This is a genomic window from Paenibacillus alvei DSM 29 (genome assembly GCF_000293805.1).
Lineage (GTDB): Bacteria > Bacillota > Bacilli > Paenibacillales > Paenibacillaceae > Paenibacillus_B > Paenibacillus_B alvei.
In genome coordinates, this window is record NZ_AMBZ01000006.1 from 238607 (window position 1) to 257953 (window position 19347).

14 protein-coding genes and 1 pseudogene are annotated in these 19347 nt (G+C 46.5%); 4 read left to right on the top strand and 11 right to left on the bottom strand.

What is annotated here, in order from left to right; translation table 11 throughout:
- Positions 1-362 precede the first annotated feature (362 nt).
- The 5 genes from PAV_RS20355 to PAV_RS20375 form a co-directional block, all read right to left on the bottom strand.
- The gene (locus PAV_RS20355) at positions 363-1061 is read right to left on the bottom strand and encodes a PA5033 family protein (RefSeq protein WP_455430105.1); all 699 of its coding nucleotides are present in this window, start codon (positions 1059-1061) and stop codon (positions 363-365) included.
- Complete coding sequence (locus PAV_RS20360) at positions 992-1216, bottom strand: hypothetical protein (RefSeq protein ID WP_005549445.1); 225 nt, start codon at positions 1214-1216, stop codon at positions 992-994. Before PAV_RS20360 ends, PAV_RS20355 begins: the two co-directional genes overlap by 70 nt.
- Before the next feature lie 215 nt (positions 1217-1431).
- Entirely contained in the window at positions 1432-2775 is a 1344-nt protein-coding gene (brnQ, locus tag PAV_RS20365) for a branched-chain amino acid transport system II carrier protein (RefSeq protein ID WP_005549447.1), read from the bottom strand.
- Between the two features lie 104 nt (positions 2776-2879).
- Positions 2880-4223 carry a TldD/PmbA family protein gene (locus PAV_RS20370; RefSeq protein WP_040736438.1) on the bottom strand — a complete coding sequence of 448 codons (1344 nt, stop codon included), beginning with the start codon at positions 4221-4223 and terminating at the stop codon, positions 2880-2882.
- A gap of 9 nt (positions 4224-4232) precedes the next feature.
- The gene (locus tag PAV_RS20375) at positions 4233-5621 is read right to left on the bottom strand and encodes a TldD/PmbA family protein (protein WP_005549449.1); all 1389 of its coding nucleotides are present in this window, start codon (positions 5619-5621) and stop codon (positions 4233-4235) included.
- A gap of 316 nt (positions 5622-5937) precedes the next feature.
- Between PAV_RS20375 and PAV_RS20380 the strand changes: the two genes are divergently transcribed.
- The 3 genes from PAV_RS20380 (at position 5938) to PAV_RS20390 (ending at position 10324) form a co-directional block, all read left to right on the top strand.
- Positions 5938-8028, top strand: a complete 2091-nt coding sequence (locus PAV_RS20380) for a serine hydrolase domain-containing protein (protein ID WP_005549451.1) — start codon at positions 5938-5940, stop codon at positions 8026-8028.
- Positions 8029-8192: 164 nt separating this feature from the next.
- Positions 8193-8882 carry a response regulator transcription factor gene (locus tag PAV_RS20385; protein ID WP_005549453.1) on the top strand — a complete coding sequence of 230 codons (690 nt, stop codon included), beginning with the start codon at positions 8193-8195 and terminating at the stop codon, positions 8880-8882.
- An 11-nt stretch (positions 8883-8893) separates the two neighbouring features.
- A complete protein-coding gene (locus tag PAV_RS20390; protein WP_005549455.1) occupies positions 8894-10324 on the top strand; it encodes a sensor histidine kinase in 1431 nt (476 codons plus the stop codon).
- Positions 10325-10372: 48 nt separating this feature from the next.
- On the opposite strand, the pseudogene PAV_RS33665 reads toward PAV_RS20390, so the two are convergent.
- The 6 genes and pseudogenes from PAV_RS33665 to aspA all read right to left on the bottom strand — a co-directional run bounded on the left by PAV_RS33665 (position 10373) and on the right by aspA (position 18376).
- Positions 10373-10824 (bottom strand): annotated as a pseudogene (locus PAV_RS33665) (C40 family peptidase).
- 411 nt (positions 10825-11235) lie between these two features.
- A complete protein-coding gene (locus tag PAV_RS20395) occupies positions 11236-12381 on the bottom strand; it encodes an AI-2E family transporter (protein WP_005549457.1) in 1146 nt (381 codons plus the stop codon).
- 3 nt (positions 12382-12384) lie between these two features.
- A complete protein-coding gene (locus PAV_RS20400) occupies positions 12385-12963 on the bottom strand; it encodes a hypothetical protein (protein WP_005549458.1) in 579 nt (192 codons plus the stop codon).
- Positions 12964-13205: 242 nt separating this feature from the next.
- Positions 13206-16391 (bottom strand): bifunctional cytochrome P450/NADPH--P450 reductase, encoded by a 3186-nt coding sequence (locus PAV_RS20405; RefSeq protein ID WP_005549459.1) that lies wholly within the window; start codon positions 16389-16391, stop codon positions 13206-13208.
- Positions 16392-16579: 188 nt separating this feature from the next.
- Positions 16580-16798, bottom strand: coding sequence for a cold-inducible protein YdjO-related protein (locus PAV_RS20410; protein WP_040736347.1), 219 nt, complete (start codon positions 16796-16798; stop codon positions 16580-16582).
- A 159-nt stretch (positions 16799-16957) separates the two neighbouring features.
- Positions 16958-18376: an aspartate ammonia-lyase gene (aspA, locus tag PAV_RS20415; protein ID WP_085981378.1), complete on the bottom strand. Its 1419-nt coding sequence runs from the start codon at positions 18374-18376 to the stop codon at positions 16958-16960.
- 215 nt (positions 18377-18591) lie between these two features.
- Between aspA and PAV_RS20420 the strand changes: the two genes are divergently transcribed.
- Positions 18592-19236: a metal-dependent hydrolase gene (locus PAV_RS20420; RefSeq protein WP_005549462.1), complete on the top strand. Its 645-nt coding sequence runs from the start codon at positions 18592-18594 to the stop codon at positions 19234-19236.
- Positions 19237-19347 lie beyond the last annotated feature (111 nt).

Sequence of the window (19347 nt, forward strand, 5' to 3'; positions counted from 1 at the left end):
CATCCGCCCCAATCTGATTCTCAAATAGGTTGTAAGATATCGCATTGGTGTCATTCCTTATTATACCATTAAAGTTAACGTATTTGACACATTTTTTCACAACAAAGACACATTTTTAGTTGCAAAATCTTATCAATAAATGATACCCATTCTTTTCGACCTATCTGTGCCTGATTTTTCACGTTATGCGGCATGTTCATTTTCGGGAGAAAAATTAGGGGGAAGTAAAAAAACTCCATTGGGAATAGCGCGGAACTCGCCGTCTACAATGGAAATTTCCACAAAAAAAGAGAGGGAAGCCCTCTCTCCAAATAGCTTATATCCGATTACAGTAACAAAGTCGTCGCGTCATACACCTATTTTTACATATTATAGATTGTACCGGCACGGTCATTGATGACCCTCATTTTCGTATTATCATTGATAATAATCTCCGCTCCCGGTTGACCGTCCATATTAACAATTTCCGTTACCTTCCAAGCATACGAATTCATCTTATAGTCGCGCGTCGATCGCGACCGATCGTCCACGATTCGAACCTTATCTACAAAATTCAAGATTACCTCTGCGCCCGGCTGACCATTCGTATCGATAGCATCGATTATCGCCCAAGTTCCGCTGTTGGCGGCATACTCTCGGGTCGTACCGTTCGTATCACTCACAATAATCAGTCTAGAGCTGCCATTCACGATAAGCTCGTCTCCGGGCTGACCGTCCGTATCCGCTATTTTTGCGAGTGCCCAGGACACATTCGGCATCTTATAATCTCGGTACGTTCCTTCGCTGTCCCTGATGACGCGAATCCCCTCTCCAATGTTCAATATAAGCTCCGCACCCGGCTTGTTATTCGTTTCGGCCGTGCCAACGATGGCCCAGCTTCGATTGCCTCCGACGGGATACTTGACCGCCCGATTGCTCCGGTCATGAATAATGTACGCGTCTCCTCCAGCCTTGATGGAGATTTCTTTACCTGGCACGCCATCCATGTCTTCTACGGGCCCGACAGCCCATACTGTATTGCCGAATGAATAGGAACGAGTCCCTCCCCAGCTGTCGACAATGTCCCGTTCCGATAGACCATCTGCATTGTGCCGTCCCCTCGCAAGTCATACGTACCTAAGTATGTACCGGATGCTGCTTGGGCTTGAGGAGCTTGAATCGTTAACACTCCTGCCAGCATTGTGGCAGCTGCAAGAATAGAGAGAATCTTTTTCATATGCGCATCACCTTTCCTTGCTTGGATTGGATGCCGTCACCTGATCCCGATCTATCTCCAGTATATTCCTCGTGCAAAACTTGAATCTATAGATTCAAAACGAAAAACGAATCTTTTCTTCCTTTATTCACCATTTTGTAAAATGTGGTACTTTCATTCCAAAGCCTATTTTTACATAAAAAGCTCCGTTTCCAACTGGAAACGGAGCTTTTATGTTATTCAACCGCTTCCGATACCGGCAGATCGTTCGGTTCACTGCGCATGAAGGACCAAATGCAGCCGATCGTTGCCCCTGCAAGCGCAGGCACGACCCAGCCCAGCCCTTCGGAATACCAAGGCAGGTAACGGTACAATTTCTCAACGTGCTCAACTTCAAGCCCCGCCTGTTTCAGTCCGTCCACAATGCTGATCAATGAAGTGGCAAGCAAGCTACCAATATATACAGCCGATCGCCCCTTAAAAACATGGTGCATCAGGGTCAAGACGATAAGGACAATTGTAAGCGGGTAAATGGCCGATACGATTGGAACTGAAAATGAAATAATCTGATCAAGACCAAGATTCGTTACACCCACGCTTATGATGCATAATATTCCGATCCACTGCTTGTAAGAAATGCGCGGCACAATAGAGTGGAAATATTCCCCGCAAGCAGCGAGCAGGCCAACCGATGTCGTCAGACATGCCAGAATAAAGACAATGCCGAGCAATATCGTACCCCATTTACCAAATAAATGCAGCACAATGGCCGTCATAATCTGACCGCCATTCGCGGCTCCTTCAATGATGGAATGACTTGTTGAGCCAAGATAGCCGATCATCATATAAATGATGGCCAAGAACACGCCTGCTATTAGTCCGGCCTTTATCGTGATGGCTGACAGCTTCTGCGAGCTAGATATCCCGCGCTTGCGCAGCGCAGATACGACGACACTTCCTAGCAGCAGAGCGGACAACGCATCCATCGTCGAGTAACCGTCAATGCCGCCTTTGAAGGCAGCTTGATTTACGTATGCTTCTCCCGGTAGAGCATATTCCCCTAACGGATGGAACATGCTCTGTATAAAGACGAGTATGATCATGATCAGCAGGATCGGGGTCAGCACCTTGCCGATTCGTTCAAACAGCTTCGATGGATTCAGGCACAGCCAATAGCTGATAACAAAATAAATAAAAGAGTACACAAATAAAGACCAGCCACTCGTACGCAGCACTTCAGGCAACAGCGGAACTGTTCCCATTTCAAATGCCACACTTCCTGCACGCGGAATAACAAGAAATGGCCCGAGTGCTAAATAAGTAATAAAGGTGAACACAAATCCGAATCCAGGATGGACACGATTCGTCAATGACTGTAAATCACCGGATTTTGCAATCGCAGTAACGCCTAAGATCGGTAGACCTACAGAGGTAATTAAAAATCCGATCATAGCTTCCCATACATTTGAACCTGCGGCATATCCTACAGCCGGCGGAAAAATGAGATTGCCTGCACCAAAAAATAAGGCAAAAAGCATTAAGCCAAAATAAAACGTTTCTTTCTTTGATAGTTCAGTCATGCTGCAACTCTCCTGCTGTCATCTATCAACCGATTATAACAATACATTATAAAAAGCCAGCTTCTTTCCTGTCAAATCCAATTCCTGTGCATCGTCTTGCAGAATTACGCTCCAGAAATGGTTAAACCCTTTACCTTTAAGGATGGCACATTACAGCTGCCTGTGAACCACAAATCATTAGCAACTTCTTCAATTTGCTTTAGGAGATCGAACAAGTTACCGGACACGGTAATTTGGTTAACTGAACGTACAATCGTACCTGCTTCAATAAGGAATCCGATACAGGATAAGGAGAATTCACCTGATATCGCATTCGTCCCTGCGTGCAGACCTTGCAGTTGTACAATCAGCAGACCCTTCTCCGTCCCTGCGATTAGATCATCCAGTGATGCGGAACCCGGTACCACGTACATATTGTGAGGAGCAATCCCTATTTTACTGCGGTATCCCCTTTTTGAGGCATGGCCTGTTGACGCTGCGCCAAACTTACGAGCAGTCTTTAAATTATGCATATAGGTCAGCAGCTTGCCATCCTTAATGATCTCTGTACGCATCGCAGCATGGCCCTCCGCATCAAAGGAACACGCCCCCGGAACGCTATTCATCAACGGATCGTCCACAATCGTAATATTGCTGCCTGCGATCTGCTCACCAATTTTGTCCTTCAAACCAGAGAAGCCTTTATCAACTGCATCTGCCGAGAAAATAGACGTATACGCCCCAAGCAGCGTACTGGCAGCATCATGTCGGAAGATGACTGGATAATTATCCGAGACAACGGTGTCTGCACCAAGCTTAGACACAGCTTCGTGCGCAGCTCTGCGAGCTACAGCGGCAAAGTCGATATCCTCAAATCGTTCCATTGAAAAGTCGTACCAGTCTCCAGTTGTCGTCATGCCGAGCTGTGTTGCCACTACAGATACACTACCTGCCACAGTGCTATAGGAAGCGCGGCAATTCAGCCCCTCCGTATTGGCAATCAGTACATCACTCTCGGTCACTATTACTGAAGAGCTGCGCACTAAAGTGATACGTTCATCGAACTCCAGTGCAATTCGCTCCATGTCCATTGCAGCATCAATGAATTGTTGCGGCGGTGTGCTTTTCAACGCAGCATCATACGTCTTCACCGCCGAATAGGAGGCTGAACCCGCAAATAGCTGATCCAACTCACTGCTCTCCGTAGCTTCCGCATTACTTTTAGCTTCTTGCACAAGGAAATCGATGACATCCTCTTCTATCCGCTCCGAATACGCATTGCCCATTTTTCCATTGTATTCGGCGCGGAAGGAGACTCCGCCACTTTCCTTAATCGTGTAGGCATCAATATCTCCTTTGGACACCCGTACCGATGTTGAACGCGTCTGCTCATAATAAATTTCCATTTTTACGCAGCCGAGTTCCCTGCCCGCTTCAAACAAACGCTGCTGAAATGCTGCTATCTCCATCGCCACTTCCTATTCCCCCTTTCTTCCGCCAACCGTCATGCTGGAAACGCGAACCATAGGCTGTCCGCAGTTGACCGGAATACTGCCGCTCAATGATCCACACATGCCTTGGCCGTGATCAAGGTTATTGCCGACCATATCGATTTTCTGTAGGATATCAATCCCCTTGCCGATCAAGGTCGCTCCTTTGACTGGCTCTTCAATTTTTCCGTTGCGCACCATATAGCCCTCATTAACTGCAAAGTTGAATTCACCTGTTGCCGTATTCACAGAGCCTCCGCCCATCGTCTTGGCATATAATCCATACTCCGTATTTGCGATAATCTCTTCTGGCGAAGAGCTGCCCGCCGCAATATACGTATTATTCATGCGAGAGGTAGGCGCAAATTGGTACGACTGCCGCCGTCCTGAACCTGTAGACGGCATCCCCATCTTGCGGCCGCCGAGCTTATCGATTAGGTAGCCTTTTAGCACGCCGTTCTCGATCAGCACGTTGCGCTGCGTTGGCGCTCCCTCATCGTCTATGTTCAATGAACCCCACGCATTCGGAATTGTACCGTCATCGATAGCGGTAACGAGCGGGGACGCTACCTGCTCTCCTAGTTTGTCAGCGAACACAGAAGCCTTCTTCGCGACAGCCGTCGCCTCAAGTCCGTGACCGCATGCTTCATGGAACAGAACGCCCCCGAAGGCATTATCGATGATAACAGGCAGCTTGCCGCTCGGCGCATAAGCAGCTCCTACCATCGTCGTCGCAATGCGAGATGCTTCTCTGGCGCATCCACGGATATCCATCGACTCGATGAATTCCAATCCTGCATGAGCACCCGGACCCACATATCCCGTCTGCTTAATGCCGCCTGACTCTGCAATGGCGCTGATCATCATTCGCCCGTATGTGCGCTGATCCTCAACGAACAAGCCTTCCGTATTGGCGATGCACACATTTTGCACCCAGTTATATAGAGAAACTGAAGTTTGCGCGATCACTGGATTATACTCCTTGGCAGCTAGATGCGCTTGTCTCATCCATTCGATTTTGCGGTTCTTCGTCACTTCATTTGGCGGAACGAGAATCGGATGCTGATTGACGAATGTCGATTTGCGCAGATCAATTGAAATATCCTTCGCTTGGCCTCGTATCGCTTGAGCCGCAGAAGATGCAACCTTCATTAAATTATCGGAACTGCAATCGTTCGTGTAGGCATATACCGCAAAAACGCCGTTGAGCACCCTTATGCCGACTCCATAATCTCGGCCGCCAAGCGCTTGTTCAACAACGCCTCCGATCATTTCAAGACTCGATGCTGTTCGATCCTCTATAAATACTTCAGCAAAGTCCCCTCCGGTAGCAAGCGCAGCGGTAAGTATGTTTTCAATCAACGTCGGATGAAGCATGACTATAAACCTCCTTGTAAACTAAATTTCTTATTTGCATATGTATGTATTGTGATGTAAGGAATTCCTTGAAAAAAGCTTGCTTTCGGTAGGAAACCTCATCCATATGTACTCTATTATACATGAATATCATATCGCTCGACTCTATCGAATAAAAACAATAGCAAGTGCCTTTTGCTTCATTAAAAAATTCTTACAATTCAAACTGCGCATTTATGGTAATCCTGTGAAGTATAGTGTTTAAAAGCCACAGTCTCATATGTACTGCAAAAGTTCAGACTCCATCGTTCTATATCCGAATTATGAGGAGGGTAACATGCAACGATCTTCTGTACATTCATCTGCAAGTCCCCACATGAATCGTCGCGTACGCAAGCTATTTTTAATACTATCTTTAGCTGTTGCACTAGCGACCGTAAGTTCGGTTCATGCTGCTGATGCCCAATCAGCACAGGTCAATCCAAACGTTTTACAGAGTGCTTCATCAAAAATTTCTACGATCCCAACGACATTGACGAACGGCCCCTCCGATCCAAAGGAGATTGAGTCCTTTGCTGATCAGTTGTTTGCCTCGCCATCCTTACAGAAGCTCCCGGGCGCGGTGTTTGTCGTTGTAAAGAACGGACAAATTCTGCTTAGTAAAGGATACGGCTATGCAGACGTCAAAACGAAAAAACCAATGGACCCCGACACCACAGTTTTGCGTTTTGCCTCTGTTACGAAGCCGTTTGCGTCTACAGCGCTGCTTCAATTAGCAGAGCAAGGCAAGCTTGATGTAAAAAAGGATATAAGTGCCTATCTGGGCGATCTCACAATCCCCCGCAAAGTTGACGGCGCGCTAACTGCCGAGCATTTAATGACCCACACAAGCGGATTCGATTATCCAGAAGCCTCTGACGATCTATCCATTACCTCGAATGCCGATTATGTTCGTAAACATATGCCTACAGTTGTACGCAAACCTGGCACTTCCTACAGCTATGATAATTTCGGCTTCAAACTTCAGGGCTATCTCGTAGAACGCATCACAGGAGTGCCATTCTATGAATATGGCATGAAGCATATTCTTCAGCCTCTCGGCATGACACACAGCAGCTTCATTATGACGCCCGAAGCGAAAAGGAATCTCGCAACAAGCTACACAGGCACAGGCGAAATGATACCTTACTATGAAGTATCACCAGCAGACGGCCCCGATGGGAGTCTTGTATCAACCGGTTCAGATATGGCAAAATTCATGATTGCGCTGCTAAATGGAGGTACATATAAGGGACAGCGAATATTACACTCCGACACGGTACATGAGATGATGAAAATTCGTGTTTCTGCCCACCCCAAGGTGCCAAATACAACATATGGTTTCGAATCGTTGTATCATGAATCCTTCAATGGTCAGCACATAATTGGCAAAGGCGGCAATCTTCCGGGATTCGGCTCGTTTATTTGGCTTATGCCCGAAAGAAATGTTGGATTCATGGTTATCTATAATCGAAACGAAGATTCCAAGGAAGACTTTCGCAATATCGTATTTCGTTCCTTTATGAATCACTACTATCCAGACCAACGGCCTGTTCCCGCAGAAACGACGCTTGACAAAGATACGGTAAAAAAACTGGTAGGTGAATATCGTGATTTGCGTATCGGGTTCCACTCAATTCGAATTACTGTACAATCGGATGGAAAAATAAAACTAATTGACTCTATCAATGGCAATTCTCAATCTTTGTCACAAATCGATCCGCTATTATTTCGTACAGAGAAAGGGAAATATGTTGCCTTCAAGCAAAATGACATCGGCGAGATCTCCTACATGGATTACAATAACGTAGCCTGGTATGAGAAGCTGTCCTTGCCTGACATTCGCTATACCGATGTTGGTACCGATCATCCGTATCGCAGCTATATTCAAGATATCGTTATGCGAAGCGGAGACACCGAACATAAAGGGCTCTTCCGCCCTGCTTCACCAATCACACGTGCTGAATTCGTATCTATGTTCATGAAGTGCTTGCGTATGCAGCCTTCTCAACACCCAAGTTCTTTTTCAGACATGAAGGGACACTGGGCCGAGAAGGATGTCCAGGCAGCTCATAAAGCAGGCTTAGTTTCCGGCTCATCTGGACAGTATTTCAATCCCGACCAGCCGATTCAGCGGCAAGAAGCAGCCATGATTGCATGGCGATTCGCCAAGTATCTCGGATCCCCCCCTCAACAAGTTAAATTGGCAGGCGATACTGACGCATGGGCCATTGACGGAGTTAAGTATGCAGTTGCTATGCGCAAGTACGGCCCTGAAATCACTACGGATGCCGACAGCTCGATAGACTATGAGTCAAAACGCAGCATGCTGCGGCAAGAAGCCGCGGCATTAATCAGCACTATATTTAAGCAGGCTATTTCTTTCTAGATCATAAGAGCTCCCATCGATCCTTTCATTATGATCGTGGGAGTTCTTTATTTACAAACATGATTGCGACATTTTACCTTCTTATCACTCAAGTGCCCCATGCAGAATGCATTATAAACATCGAGGCAATACTATAGGCAAACTTTTGCAAACGTGGTGAACACATGTCAGCCCACTCCATATTATTAGTCGAAGATGAACAAAGTGTATCCCAGTTCATCCAACTTGAACTTGAGCATGAAGGATATGAGGTACTTCTGGCTGAAGATGGCGAACAGGCACTTGAATTCTTTTATCAAAATGAATGGAGCCTGATCCTTCTCGACTGGATGATACCCAAGCTGAATGGTCTGGAAGTCTGCCGCAGAATTCGCCGTACTAGCGATGTCCCTATCATTTTGTTATCTGCTCGTGATTATGTAGGGGATGTCATTGCCGGACTCGATACCGGCGCAGATGATTATATCACGAAGCCGTTTGAAATTGAGGAACTGCTTGCTCGCATACGCACTGCTCTGCGCCGACCCAATCAGGCCGCAAGTACAGAACAGAAGGAAGTATACCGGCTTTCAGACCTGACTTTAGATGTAAAGAAAAGAATCGTTTCTCGTGCAGGTGATCGGATTGAGTTAACGCAACGGGAATTCGAGCTTCTGCAATACTTATTGGAGCATGCTGGTGAAGTCATTAGTCGTGAACAACTATTATCTTCCGTATGGGGATATGACTTTGTTGGGGAGACCAATGTCGTTGACGTCTACATTCGTTATTTGCGCAACAAGCTGGATCGCGGCTATCAACATAAATTAATTCAGACTGTGCGCGGTGTCGGATACGTACTGCGTGAACCATAAGGATCAATGAAATGTCCATGTTCAAATCGTTAATCCAGAAAATGAAGCACTCCTCCAACACGCTAATGTTCCGATTTACGATCTGGTATGTGTTAAGTCTATTAGCTGTAATCCTGCTTATTGGGATATGCATTATGGGTGCAGTAACTCACTTTTTACTTCAGGACTCTAAGCAGGAATTGTTCGCAGTTGAACGCAAGCTGAGGGAGAGCATTCAGGAGGGATTTGTAGATTGGCAATCCTTGCTGGATGAGCTGCTGTACCCCGATCATGCAAATTATGATGTGCAAATTGTGTCCTTTGATGGGCGTGTACTAGCTCAAACCCGCAACTGGGATGAAGATTTTCTTACCGAACAAAAGATTCGATACTATTGGTTGGAAGCTGTTCAGTGGAATAAAGACTTCGGATTATTTATTCAAGATGATGTCATATGGAATCAATCGAATGGTCAGGTCGGGAAAATTTATATTCATGTACAGCTCCATTCAATTGAGCGTATTTTGCTTATTATTATCAAAGTCCTGTTCATTACTGCATTAGCTAGCTCATCGGTAGGATCGTTGCTGATCTATCACATTACACGCCGGAATCTCTCTCCCTTATTCAGCATAATGAATTCGATCGTCCAAATGAAGAACGCACCGAATTTAAGGCAAAGGGTATATGTCCCTGAGACACCTATGGAGCTGACTAAGTTAGCGGAGCGTCTCAATCAGCTGTTGGATGAGCATGAGGAACTGATTGAACGGGAAATGAACTTTGTAACGAACGCTTCCCACGAGCTCCGTACTCCGCTGACCGCATTTCGTGGGCATGTGAAACTGCTAAAACGTTGGGGCAACCAAAACGCAGAAGTGCTGCAAAAATCACTTCATTCATTGGATCAAGAAAGCCAGCGTATGCAGCGCCTTATCGTTCAATTGCTGGCATTAGCTCGTTCGGGCAATAACGCCCCGCCAAAGGAAAAAGTAAATCTCACCGACGTTGTACGAGATGCAATCAAACAATTATGGAAACCTGATTCTCATATCACCTTAAAGCTTCATCTGAACAAGGATACTTATGTATCTGGTGATAAGGAACAATTGCGCCAAGTTGCCGTTATCCTTATCGAAAATGCCGTGAGGTATACAAATGATCCTGGCTGGATTGAAGTTTCCGTCTTTCAAGAAAAGGAACTTGCATGTCTTCGTGTGTCAGATTCTGGAATTGGCATTCCCGAAGAAGAACTGGACAAAATATTTGATCGGTTTTATCGTGTTGACAAGGCACGCTCAAGGGTAACAGGAGGGACAGGCATTGGCTTGTCAATTGCTAAAGAACTTGTCGAGCAGCATCAAGGCCGGATTCGAGTGGAGAGCACCGTTGGCCAGGGAAGTACATTTCTTGTAAGCATCCCGTACTTGCATGAGTCCTCAGAACATACAACAAGCCTATAGCCGCATATTCCCATGCACGCTATAGGCTTGTCTCATTCATTTATCCAATTAAATCACGCGGCGAACTTTCGTGAGGCGTGATTTCCAACTGCTCAAGTTGTCGATTCTTACCCCGCCTTTGCCGTATGTGTGCAGGATTTTTCCGTTACCCATGTAGATGCCGACATGATGTACCGGTGAGTAGAAAAAGAGAAGATCGCCTTTTTTCATATTGTTCTTGCTTACTGCAACGCCAACTGTGGACTGCTTCTTGGACGTACGTGGAAGTTTAATGCCATATTTGCCGTATACATATTGAGTAAACGAGGAGCAATCAAAAGCAGATGTGCTTCCTGCTTTCGCACCGAATTTATATTTAACACCTAAGTATTTTTTCCTGTTGCTATAATCTTGTCTGCTTTTGAGCTTTGTGATGTAGAAGCAGCGCTAACTGTATGGACTGGCATTACTGCACCAGCTGACAATGCGAAGGACAAGCTTAATGTGACACATACAAATATTTTTCCAAACTTTTTTTATTAAACAATATTCTCATCTCCTAGAATAATGGATAGTGTGCTGCGGTCACCAGCGACGTAACAACCATAACACATGATTTTTATCCACCATTTACTAGGAAGAAGGCGGATCACCGCCGTTTCTTACTTTTTGTAATCTATTAGAACAGCATTATAAAATTCTCATCTTTCTCTTCTTGACAAATAGGTAGATGTGAACTGGTCTCCTCCCGAAATGATAAATATCAATAAGATTCAATACTAGAAACATCAGGATTTTGCGGTGCATCTACTACTATTATCTCGCGTGATGCGTATAAACAATGCAATCAAAAAACAGCGCCATCTCATCGCTTACGAGCGTTGAAATGGCGCTGCATTATTATTATTAAATACCTAATCTGCAGAGTCGACTTACATCGTAAGATGATCGTCATAGAGATTAGAGCGACGCTTGAACCAATCAAATAAATGCGTCACAACAACCTTAAGCACTGCATATCCAGGCACGGCCAGAATAATACCCACTACACCGAACAGGTTGCCGGCTGTCAATATGACAAAAATGATCGTAATCGGATGTATGTGAAGTGTCTTCCCCATAATTTGCGGCGAAATGAGCTTCCCTTCCACCAATTGGACAATCGTCCAGACGATGATCATTTTCAGCAACATCATTGGTGAAGTGACAAGCGCGACGATTAGGGCGGGTGTGATTGCTATCGCAGGACCCAAGTACGGCACAATACTCGTACAAGCTGCGATTACTGCTAGAATTAATGAATATTCAAGCCCGATGATTAAGTAGCCCGCATACAATAATATGCCGATGCAGAAGCTTACAATAATTTGACCCCGTATGTAGGAACTGATTTGATTATTCATCTCGGACATCACTTGATGTGATTGCTTGCGCAGCGAAGTTGGCAAGAATGTAAGGATATACTCAGGCAGCCTCCGGCCATCCTTCAGTAAATAAAATAGAACGAATGGAACGATGACAAGGCCGAGAATCGTTTCTGTGACTGCACCTAGAAATCCGCCGATTCCATTGAATGTGTTGTTTAAGAGTGAAGTTGCCCGTTCGGATAAGGAGCTTACGAAGTTGCTGGAATTAATATCGATGCTCTGCTGGATACGGTTGAAGAACTCGCTGCCAATCATGTCGCGGAACAACGTTTCAATCTGGGTACTAAACCCTGGGACGTTGGCTATCAAGTCAATCACTTGCTTCCGAATGACAGGAATAACAGCAAGAACGACGACCGTAATAATGCCGATAATAAGAATATAAAGGATGAGAATGGATATGAATCGTTTGATTCTCCATTGCTCCAGAAAATCAACGATCGGATTCAGCAAGTAATAGAGCACACCTGCTAATAGCACTGGAAACAGAACTGTCTTAATGAAAATAATGAATGGAGAGAAGATAAATGAGATTTTTGTGAAAATAAACACGTTCAAACTAACTAACAGCACAATCAACAAAAACGAGATAAGTTTATGATTCAAGATGAACGTTAACATTCTGACTGGCCTTGTTGCTCGTTTCTCCATGCATTAGCTCCCTTCTGTGTTTGATGTAATCTTAATCAAGAATTGCTCCTCTCCATCCGGAATGATTGCTAACTTCCAATCAAATGCTTTCGCTATCCAACGTACTTGTACATACAATTGACCGTCTCGGATCATAGGACCGCGGTATGTCTCCTTCAATACTTCACAGACATCCGACTCTGGAGCACACTTCTGATCCGGTTGATAAACATGGGTGTAATCTTCGTAATCCTGCTTGCCATTCGGATGTGTGCTGACCCAATATCCACGATAGTCATTCCCCCAAACTTCGACTGTCTTGGTCTTCTGCGGCATAGCGTATACATGGTAATCATATAATCCCGGTTGAAACGCATAGGACATGTCTAGCCCCATCGAACCCTTTATTGCGGACAATGGAACCAGGATCATGCCATGCTCATTGAACACCTCATTCTGTGCTACAGTTACATTTCCCAGCTGAACTGCATATTTTGTTTTCGCAACGGCGGCGGCATCATCAAGACCAACATTCCACCCCAGCAAAGCAATCCCAAGCAGCACGCCAGCGATTAACGTTCTTTTTATATGATGTACAGTCAACTCCAGTCCTCCTTTTTCGTTTTTAAGATTAAATTTCACATCCATATAATACCATAACAATTAACAAGTTGAGAAAGAACATTTTGAAGCATTTTCTGCAAAAAAAAAGCAATGACATGAGACGACAACACCGCCGTTCCATGTCATTGCAAGTTGTTTCTTTCCACTGTGCATATTCCTATCCATCCGATAAAATGCCGTGTTTCTTATGAACGTCGCCAGAGCCACTGCAGCTAAAGACGTTACAACCCCGACCACACATCCTTCGCGAATTTACCTTCTGCTTGTAGGCGTTCCAGCCACTGCTTCGCCTCCTGCTCATGGACGCGGTGCACGGTCTGGTAAGCTTGCCGCAAAGTTGCCTCTACATCCGGCGCCATTTTGCTTCCATCTCCACAGATGTACAAATGGGCTCCTTGATCCAGTAATTCAATGATTTGTTCCGCATGCTGCGCGATAAGATGCTGGACATATGTTTTGACCTCACCTTCCTTACGCGAGAAGGCAGTATGTACGATCACGATTCCATCTTGTACATATCGCTCCAGTTCCTCGCGGTACAAATAATCCGCCTCATTGCGGCAGCCGTAATAGAGAATGGCTTGTCCAAGCGATTTGCCTTCTTGCTGCAGCGCCTGTCTAGCTTGCAAAAAACCGCGGAAAGGTGCAACTCCGGTTCCAGGACCGACCATAATGATTGGCGTGACAGGATCGGCTGGGGGCTGGAATCTCGATTCAGGTGTTCGGACGAACATCAGAATCGAGTCCCCTGCTTCCCGAGCAGCCAAGTAGTTGGATGCAACTCCGCGATATTCACCATTGCCGCTCCACGCCGGGCCGCGCACAACCCCAACCGTGATGCTCGCCCGTTTCTCCTGAATGCGGGGTGAACTGGATATCGAATAATATCGAGCCTTAAGCGGAGGCAGCAGTTCTAAAAACCGCTCGAACGGCATCTCGCAAGCTTCGTATTTCTCTAACAGATCAAGCATGGATACCCGTTTGCGCAACACCTCAGCTACATACTTATCTTCGGTTAGAAGTGATTCCAATTCACGCCTATGAGGCGGACACGCCGTATAAGACGCCAATTCGCGCAGTTGAGCTCGAGTCGCCGCTTCTTGCAATTCTACACTATGGCTTAATAAATCGGACAGGCTGACAGGTTGGCCTGTAGGCAGGTGAGCCGCGCTGCGTCCGCTTGCATTGACGATGAGATGATCACTGCCGTTTAGCCCGAATCTGCGCAGCACGCGCCCAACCTGAGCAGCGTGATTACGCGGCAGCACGCCCAAATGATCGCCTTCCTCATAGGTGACTCCATTAGGCAGTGCGATCTCGATATGGCGGGTACTGCGTCCGCTCCCCTCCTGCTGCAGTTCGCAATTGCTAACTACTTCAGCATGAACCGCTTCATACGATTGGGCCAGGCGACTGCCTGCGTAATCCTTCACGAATTCGACAGTAAGTGTACTGCGAGCACCTTCGGATTGCTTGGTCGGCTGCAACCCTAACACATTCATCATGTCCGGCCACAGCTTCGTACGCCAGCTTTCGACGTTGAGCTCGAAGTCTCCGCTCGCATCTCCTTCCCCACGCATCATAAGCCGTTCAGCGCCCTTTTTCTGCATCTGCTCGTCTACGAATCGCGGTACATCTTGATAGGTGCTAGCCCAATTGCGATCTCCACATCCGAATACAGAGTAGCGAACCCCTTCCAGCTCACCATCATCTAATCGCTCCAGCCACTCCACGAATGTCTGTGCATTGCTTGGCGGCTTGCCATTGTAAGATGAGGTCACAATGAGAACGGCCCCGGTTCTTGGGAGCTTGCCCACATAATCACTCAGTGGGGCGACCTGGCTGAAGAATCCCTGATACCGTCCTTCATCCGCCAGCTCGCGGGCAATGCCTTCGGCCGTTCCGAGATTGGATCCGTATAGGACGAGAAGCGGAGTGTCGTGCGCTTCGGCTAATGGAGCTTGCTGAACATGTTCCTGCTCTCTTGATTCACCAGCCGCCGCTCCCTTTTCAGACCAAGCGACAGCCCCTAGTTTCTTCCGCTGCCGAATGCGAATCCGAAAATCGTCAGGCTTCAGCGTCAAGGCTTCCTTCACCTTTAGTTGATAGTTGGTATGATCGATAATTTCGAAATGCTTGAGCACCATGCCCAAAACGAGCGCAGCCTCCTGCAGCGCGAACTGCTGGCCGATACAAGCGCGCTGGCCATTGCCGAAAGGCTTGTAGGCATGATGAGGAATTTGGCTCGGATCCTCGAAGCGCTCGGGACGGAACTGTTCTGCATCTTCTCCCCATACAGCACTGTCTCGATGCAGCCTCGGCACAAGCACATTCACACTCTCCCCCTTCGCAAGCGGGTACTTGCCAGCCAGCAGCGTATCCTCTTTCGCAAATAGCGAGAATGCCGGGGCGGTCGGCCATAAGCGAAGAGATTCATTAAGTATCATCCGTATGTATGGCAATTGTCTCACCTGTGCATACGTCGGAACAGGATCCGTCAACACTCGATCTACTTCCTCGTAAGCCTTCTGCAAGCAGGCGGGATGCTTCAGCAAGTAATAGATGGCGAACGACAACAGGCCGCTTGTCGTTTCGTGACCCGCGATAAGAAACGTAATAATCTGATAGCGGATGTTCTCGTCATCCAATGACTCTCCAGTTGCAGGATCCTTTCCGCTTAACATATGACTCAGCAAATCCTGTCCGGCCTCTTCCGGCTGTTGCTTCCGCTCTGCAATGATTTTGTCTACGAGCGAATACATGAACTGAATGTCATGGTGAAACTGCCGCTTCGTGACTACCATGAGCTTATCTTGGATATTGAGGCGCTGAAGCTGATGCATCGCTTCGCTTAGAGCGCGAACCATGCTTGTAATAAACGGATGGGGCTGATCGCGATAGAAGCTGTTGAATCGATAATTGAAACCGCAGAGTCCGATTGTATCAAGTGTCAAGCGTGTCATATCTTCGGGTACATCGATACTTTCATCCGGATTGAGCCTCGACCATTTTTGGATAAGCTGCACTGCAATATCGACCATCATCTCATGGTAACCGCGCATAGCCGACTGACTGAAGCTCGGCAGCAATATATGATGAGCCTTTTGCCAGTTCGGCTCTGCTGTTTCGCTTGTGAACAACCCGTCGCCGGTAAATGCCCGCACACTGCGCAAGGGTGCCCATACGTTCTTATCGAAGCGTGACTCGTCGCACGCATCCTTCACCAATTCATGGCCAGAGATAAAAATTTCACTTCTCCCCGGCAAATCAATGCGAAATATAGGGCCATACTCCTCAGCCAACTGCACCATAGATTGAACAGGCGCCTCCAAATTCAACTGCGGTAAATTCCCCAGCAGACCAAACGTTTTCGGCTGAGGAATATGGGGTGAATTTGATTCTGACATTGCGGCATCTACTCCTTACAAATAGACATATTAAAGCATATAAACTTTCGGTCTATTATTCGCAATATCGCACTCCTTCATCCCACATAGCAAAAGAGCCGCTGCAAAAACAATAACGGCTCCACCGAAATTATCTTTACAGAGGCTCTTTTTACATAGAGGCTATATGTAAGTGCAGGTTCGCTTGCTTACCACAGCTCTTCTTTCTTTTTCTTAGGTTGACGCTTTATTTTATTCTGAACGGCAGGCAAATGCTTAATGCTGCGAATCATTGGACCTTTACATAACGGACAACTTTGTTCATCGGAGGAGAACTCGTCTCTTACCCATGCTTTACACTCTGGATTTCTGCATTTCAGAATTTTTGTAGGAATCAATTTCGGCTTCTCGTCTTGACTAATTGTCACTTTCCAGTACATCCCTTTCCAATCAACATTCTATAAATATTTAAGCCGATAAAATATATCATCAGATAGCTGCTTATGTCAAAGTAAAATGTATGCATCGAAACATGAAAAAAGAGGCATCCCGCTAGAGATGCCCCTCATTCACCCTGAATCTATATGCTATTCCCGATCAAATAAGGCTGCACCTGCAATTCCTGGCTTCGTCATTTCATACGCATCCAGAATGGTGTCGAGCTCTTCCTCTGTCAGAACGTTATACAGCAAGCACAGCTCGCGTACGGATTTGCCGTTCTCTGTAGCTTCCCGTGCAATGCGGGCAGATACCTCGTAACCAAGATGCGGGCTTAATGCCGTAATAATGCCTACACTATTCTCCACGTACGCACGACAACGCTCCTCGTTGGCTTCAATTCCTTCCAAGCAATGTGTGCGGAACACTGTGAATACATTGTGCATCATGCTCAGAGATTGCAGCAAATTGAATACAAGTACAGGCTCCATTACATTCAACTCAAGCTGCCCCGCTTCCGATGCCAAGCATATCGTATGGTCGTTGCCGATAACTTGGAAGGCAACCTGGTTAACAATTTCACACATAACCGGGTTCACCTTGCCTGGCATGATAGACGAACCTGGCTGACGGGCTGGCAAGCGAATCTCGCCAAATCCGGCGCGTGGACCTGATGCAAGCAGACGTAGGTCATTGGCCATTTTCGACATGTTCATCATACACACTTTGAGCGCAGCAGATACTTCTGTATAAGCGTCCGTATTCTGTGTCGCATCCACAAGATGCTCTGCATGGACGAGCGGCAGCTGACTGATCTCCGCCAGGAGTTCGACCACTCGCTCAATGTATCGCGGATCCGCATTCAAGCCTGTGCCTACAGCAGTTGCCCCCATATTAACCTCAAACAAATGCTGCTTCGATTGCTCAATGCGATGCATGTCTCTTGCCAATACGCGGCTATATGCTTCGAACGACTGGCCCAATCGAATCGGAACTGCATCTTGAAGGTGTGTGCGTCCCATCTTAATGACATGGTCAAATTGCTTCGCCTTGCTGCAGAATGCGCTGTGCAAATCTTTCATCACGACAAGGAGCTTATCTACGAGCGTTAATACGGCAATATGAATGGCACTTGGGAACGCATCATTCGTCGATTGAGAACGATTGACATGATTGTTCGGGCTAAGGCTGGCGTAATCGCCCTTTTCCTTGCCCAGCAACTCAAGTGCTCGATTCGCAATGACTTCATTTGCATTCATATTCATCGAAGTTCCTGCTCCACCTTGAATCGGATCGACGATGAATTGTTCATGCCATTGACCATTAATGATCTCATCCGCGGCTTGTACGATGGCATTGCACGTGTCTGCTTGAAGTTGCTTCACCTCCATGTTGGCAATGGCGGCAGCTTTCTTTACAATGGCCAAGCCACGAATTAATTCCTTGTTCATCCGCGTGCCCGAAATTGGAAAATTCTCTACGGCGCGAAGCGTTTGAATGCCGTAGTAAGCTTCGGCTGGTACTTCTTTCTCCCCTAAAAAGTCTTTTTCGATACGAGTCGGGTTCATAATCATTGGATTCCCTTTCCTTCTCTCATGAGTAGTAGGTTCATGTATAAGGCAGAAAAAGCAACGCTCGCTTTGATTGTAATACTGTTTCCATAAATGTTCAATTTCTCATTTGAAAAAACATACATTTAATTTTTTATTATTAACGATATAATAGATTTGCAAACATACGTTTGTATAAACAAGTCGATTGTGTACATTAGAAAGGAGTATGTATGAAAGGATCAACACACCTTAGTATCGGTGTGGCCATTGGTGCCGCTGCTGCGGCGCATTACCCATTCTCCATCCAGAATGCGTCCATTTACCTTGCTGTCGCTGCATTGTCTGCGCTCAGCGCGGATTTGGATGGACCGAGTATACTGAGCAGACGAATTGGCAAAGCAGCCAAACGGGTACATAATTTATGCATGTGGCTTGGCGTCTGCTGTGTGGCAGGAGCTATTTATCTATATGCGACGAGCGGATCGCTGAGTCAGGAGGCAATCGTTCTAACCATTGTTATGCTTTTGCTCGGTTTTGTAGCGAAGGAAGGATTAATTCGCAACATTATCATCAGCTGTGTCGGAGGAGCTATGCTCATAGGCGGTGTGCTTCTGGGCTGGGGCTGGCTTATCGGACTGGGAATTTTCGTGGGCTGGGTTCCGTGGCTGAATCATCGCGGCCTCTCCCATACAATCTGGGCTGCGCTGCTATGGGGAGCGATTGGCTGGGGATTAGAACAGCATTTGGAGCTCGAAGGAGTTGCTCTCGTATCGCTGCTCGGATATGGTTCCCATCTCCTTGCGGACACCTTAACCCCTCGCGGCGTAAAGTGGCTCTATCCGCTATATAAGCGGTCGATCAAGCTTCGACTATAAGAGCCGTTTGTTTCTTTCAGAAATGGCCATACTGTTGCTGAATCCGAATGCTGTATTCGAATCATATAGCGACTAGAGCTGCATTTGTCTATCATAAAGGTTGTAAACCAG

Coding starts and splice junctions, on each gene's coding strand:
- PAV_RS20360 (WP_005549445.1), bottom strand. CDS start 1,216: ATGAAAAAGATTCTCTCTATTCTTGCAGCTGCCACAATGCTGGCAGGA.
- brnQ (WP_005549447.1), bottom strand. CDS start 2,775: ATGACTGAACTATCAAAGAAAGAAACGTTTTATTTTGGCTTAATGCTT.
- PAV_RS20370 (WP_040736438.1), bottom strand. CDS start 4,223: ATGGAGATAGCAGCATTTCAGCAGCGTTTGTTTGAAGCGGGCAGGGAA.
- PAV_RS20375 (WP_005549449.1), bottom strand. CDS start 5,621: ATGCTTCATCCGACGTTGATTGAAAACATACTTACCGCTGCGCTTGCT.
- PAV_RS20380 (WP_005549451.1), top strand. CDS start 5,938: ATGCAACGATCTTCTGTACATTCATCTGCAAGTCCCCACATGAATCGT.
- PAV_RS20385 (WP_005549453.1), top strand. CDS start 8,193: ATGTCAGCCCACTCCATATTATTAGTCGAAGATGAACAAAGTGTATCC.
- PAV_RS20390 (WP_005549455.1), top strand. CDS start 8,894: ATGTCCATGTTCAAATCGTTAATCCAGAAAATGAAGCACTCCTCCAAC.
- PAV_RS20395 (WP_005549457.1), bottom strand. CDS start 12,381: ATGGAGAAACGAGCAACAAGGCCAGTCAGAATGTTAACGTTCATCTTG.
- PAV_RS20405 (WP_005549459.1), bottom strand. CDS start 16,391: ATGTCAGAATCAAATTCACCCCATATTCCTCAGCCGAAAACGTTTGGT.
- aspA (WP_085981378.1), bottom strand. CDS start 18,376: ATGAACCCGACTCGTATCGAAAAAGACTTTTTAGGGGAGAAAGAAGTA.
- PAV_RS20420 (WP_005549462.1), top strand. CDS start 18,592: ATGAAAGGATCAACACACCTTAGTATCGGTGTGGCCATTGGTGCCGCT.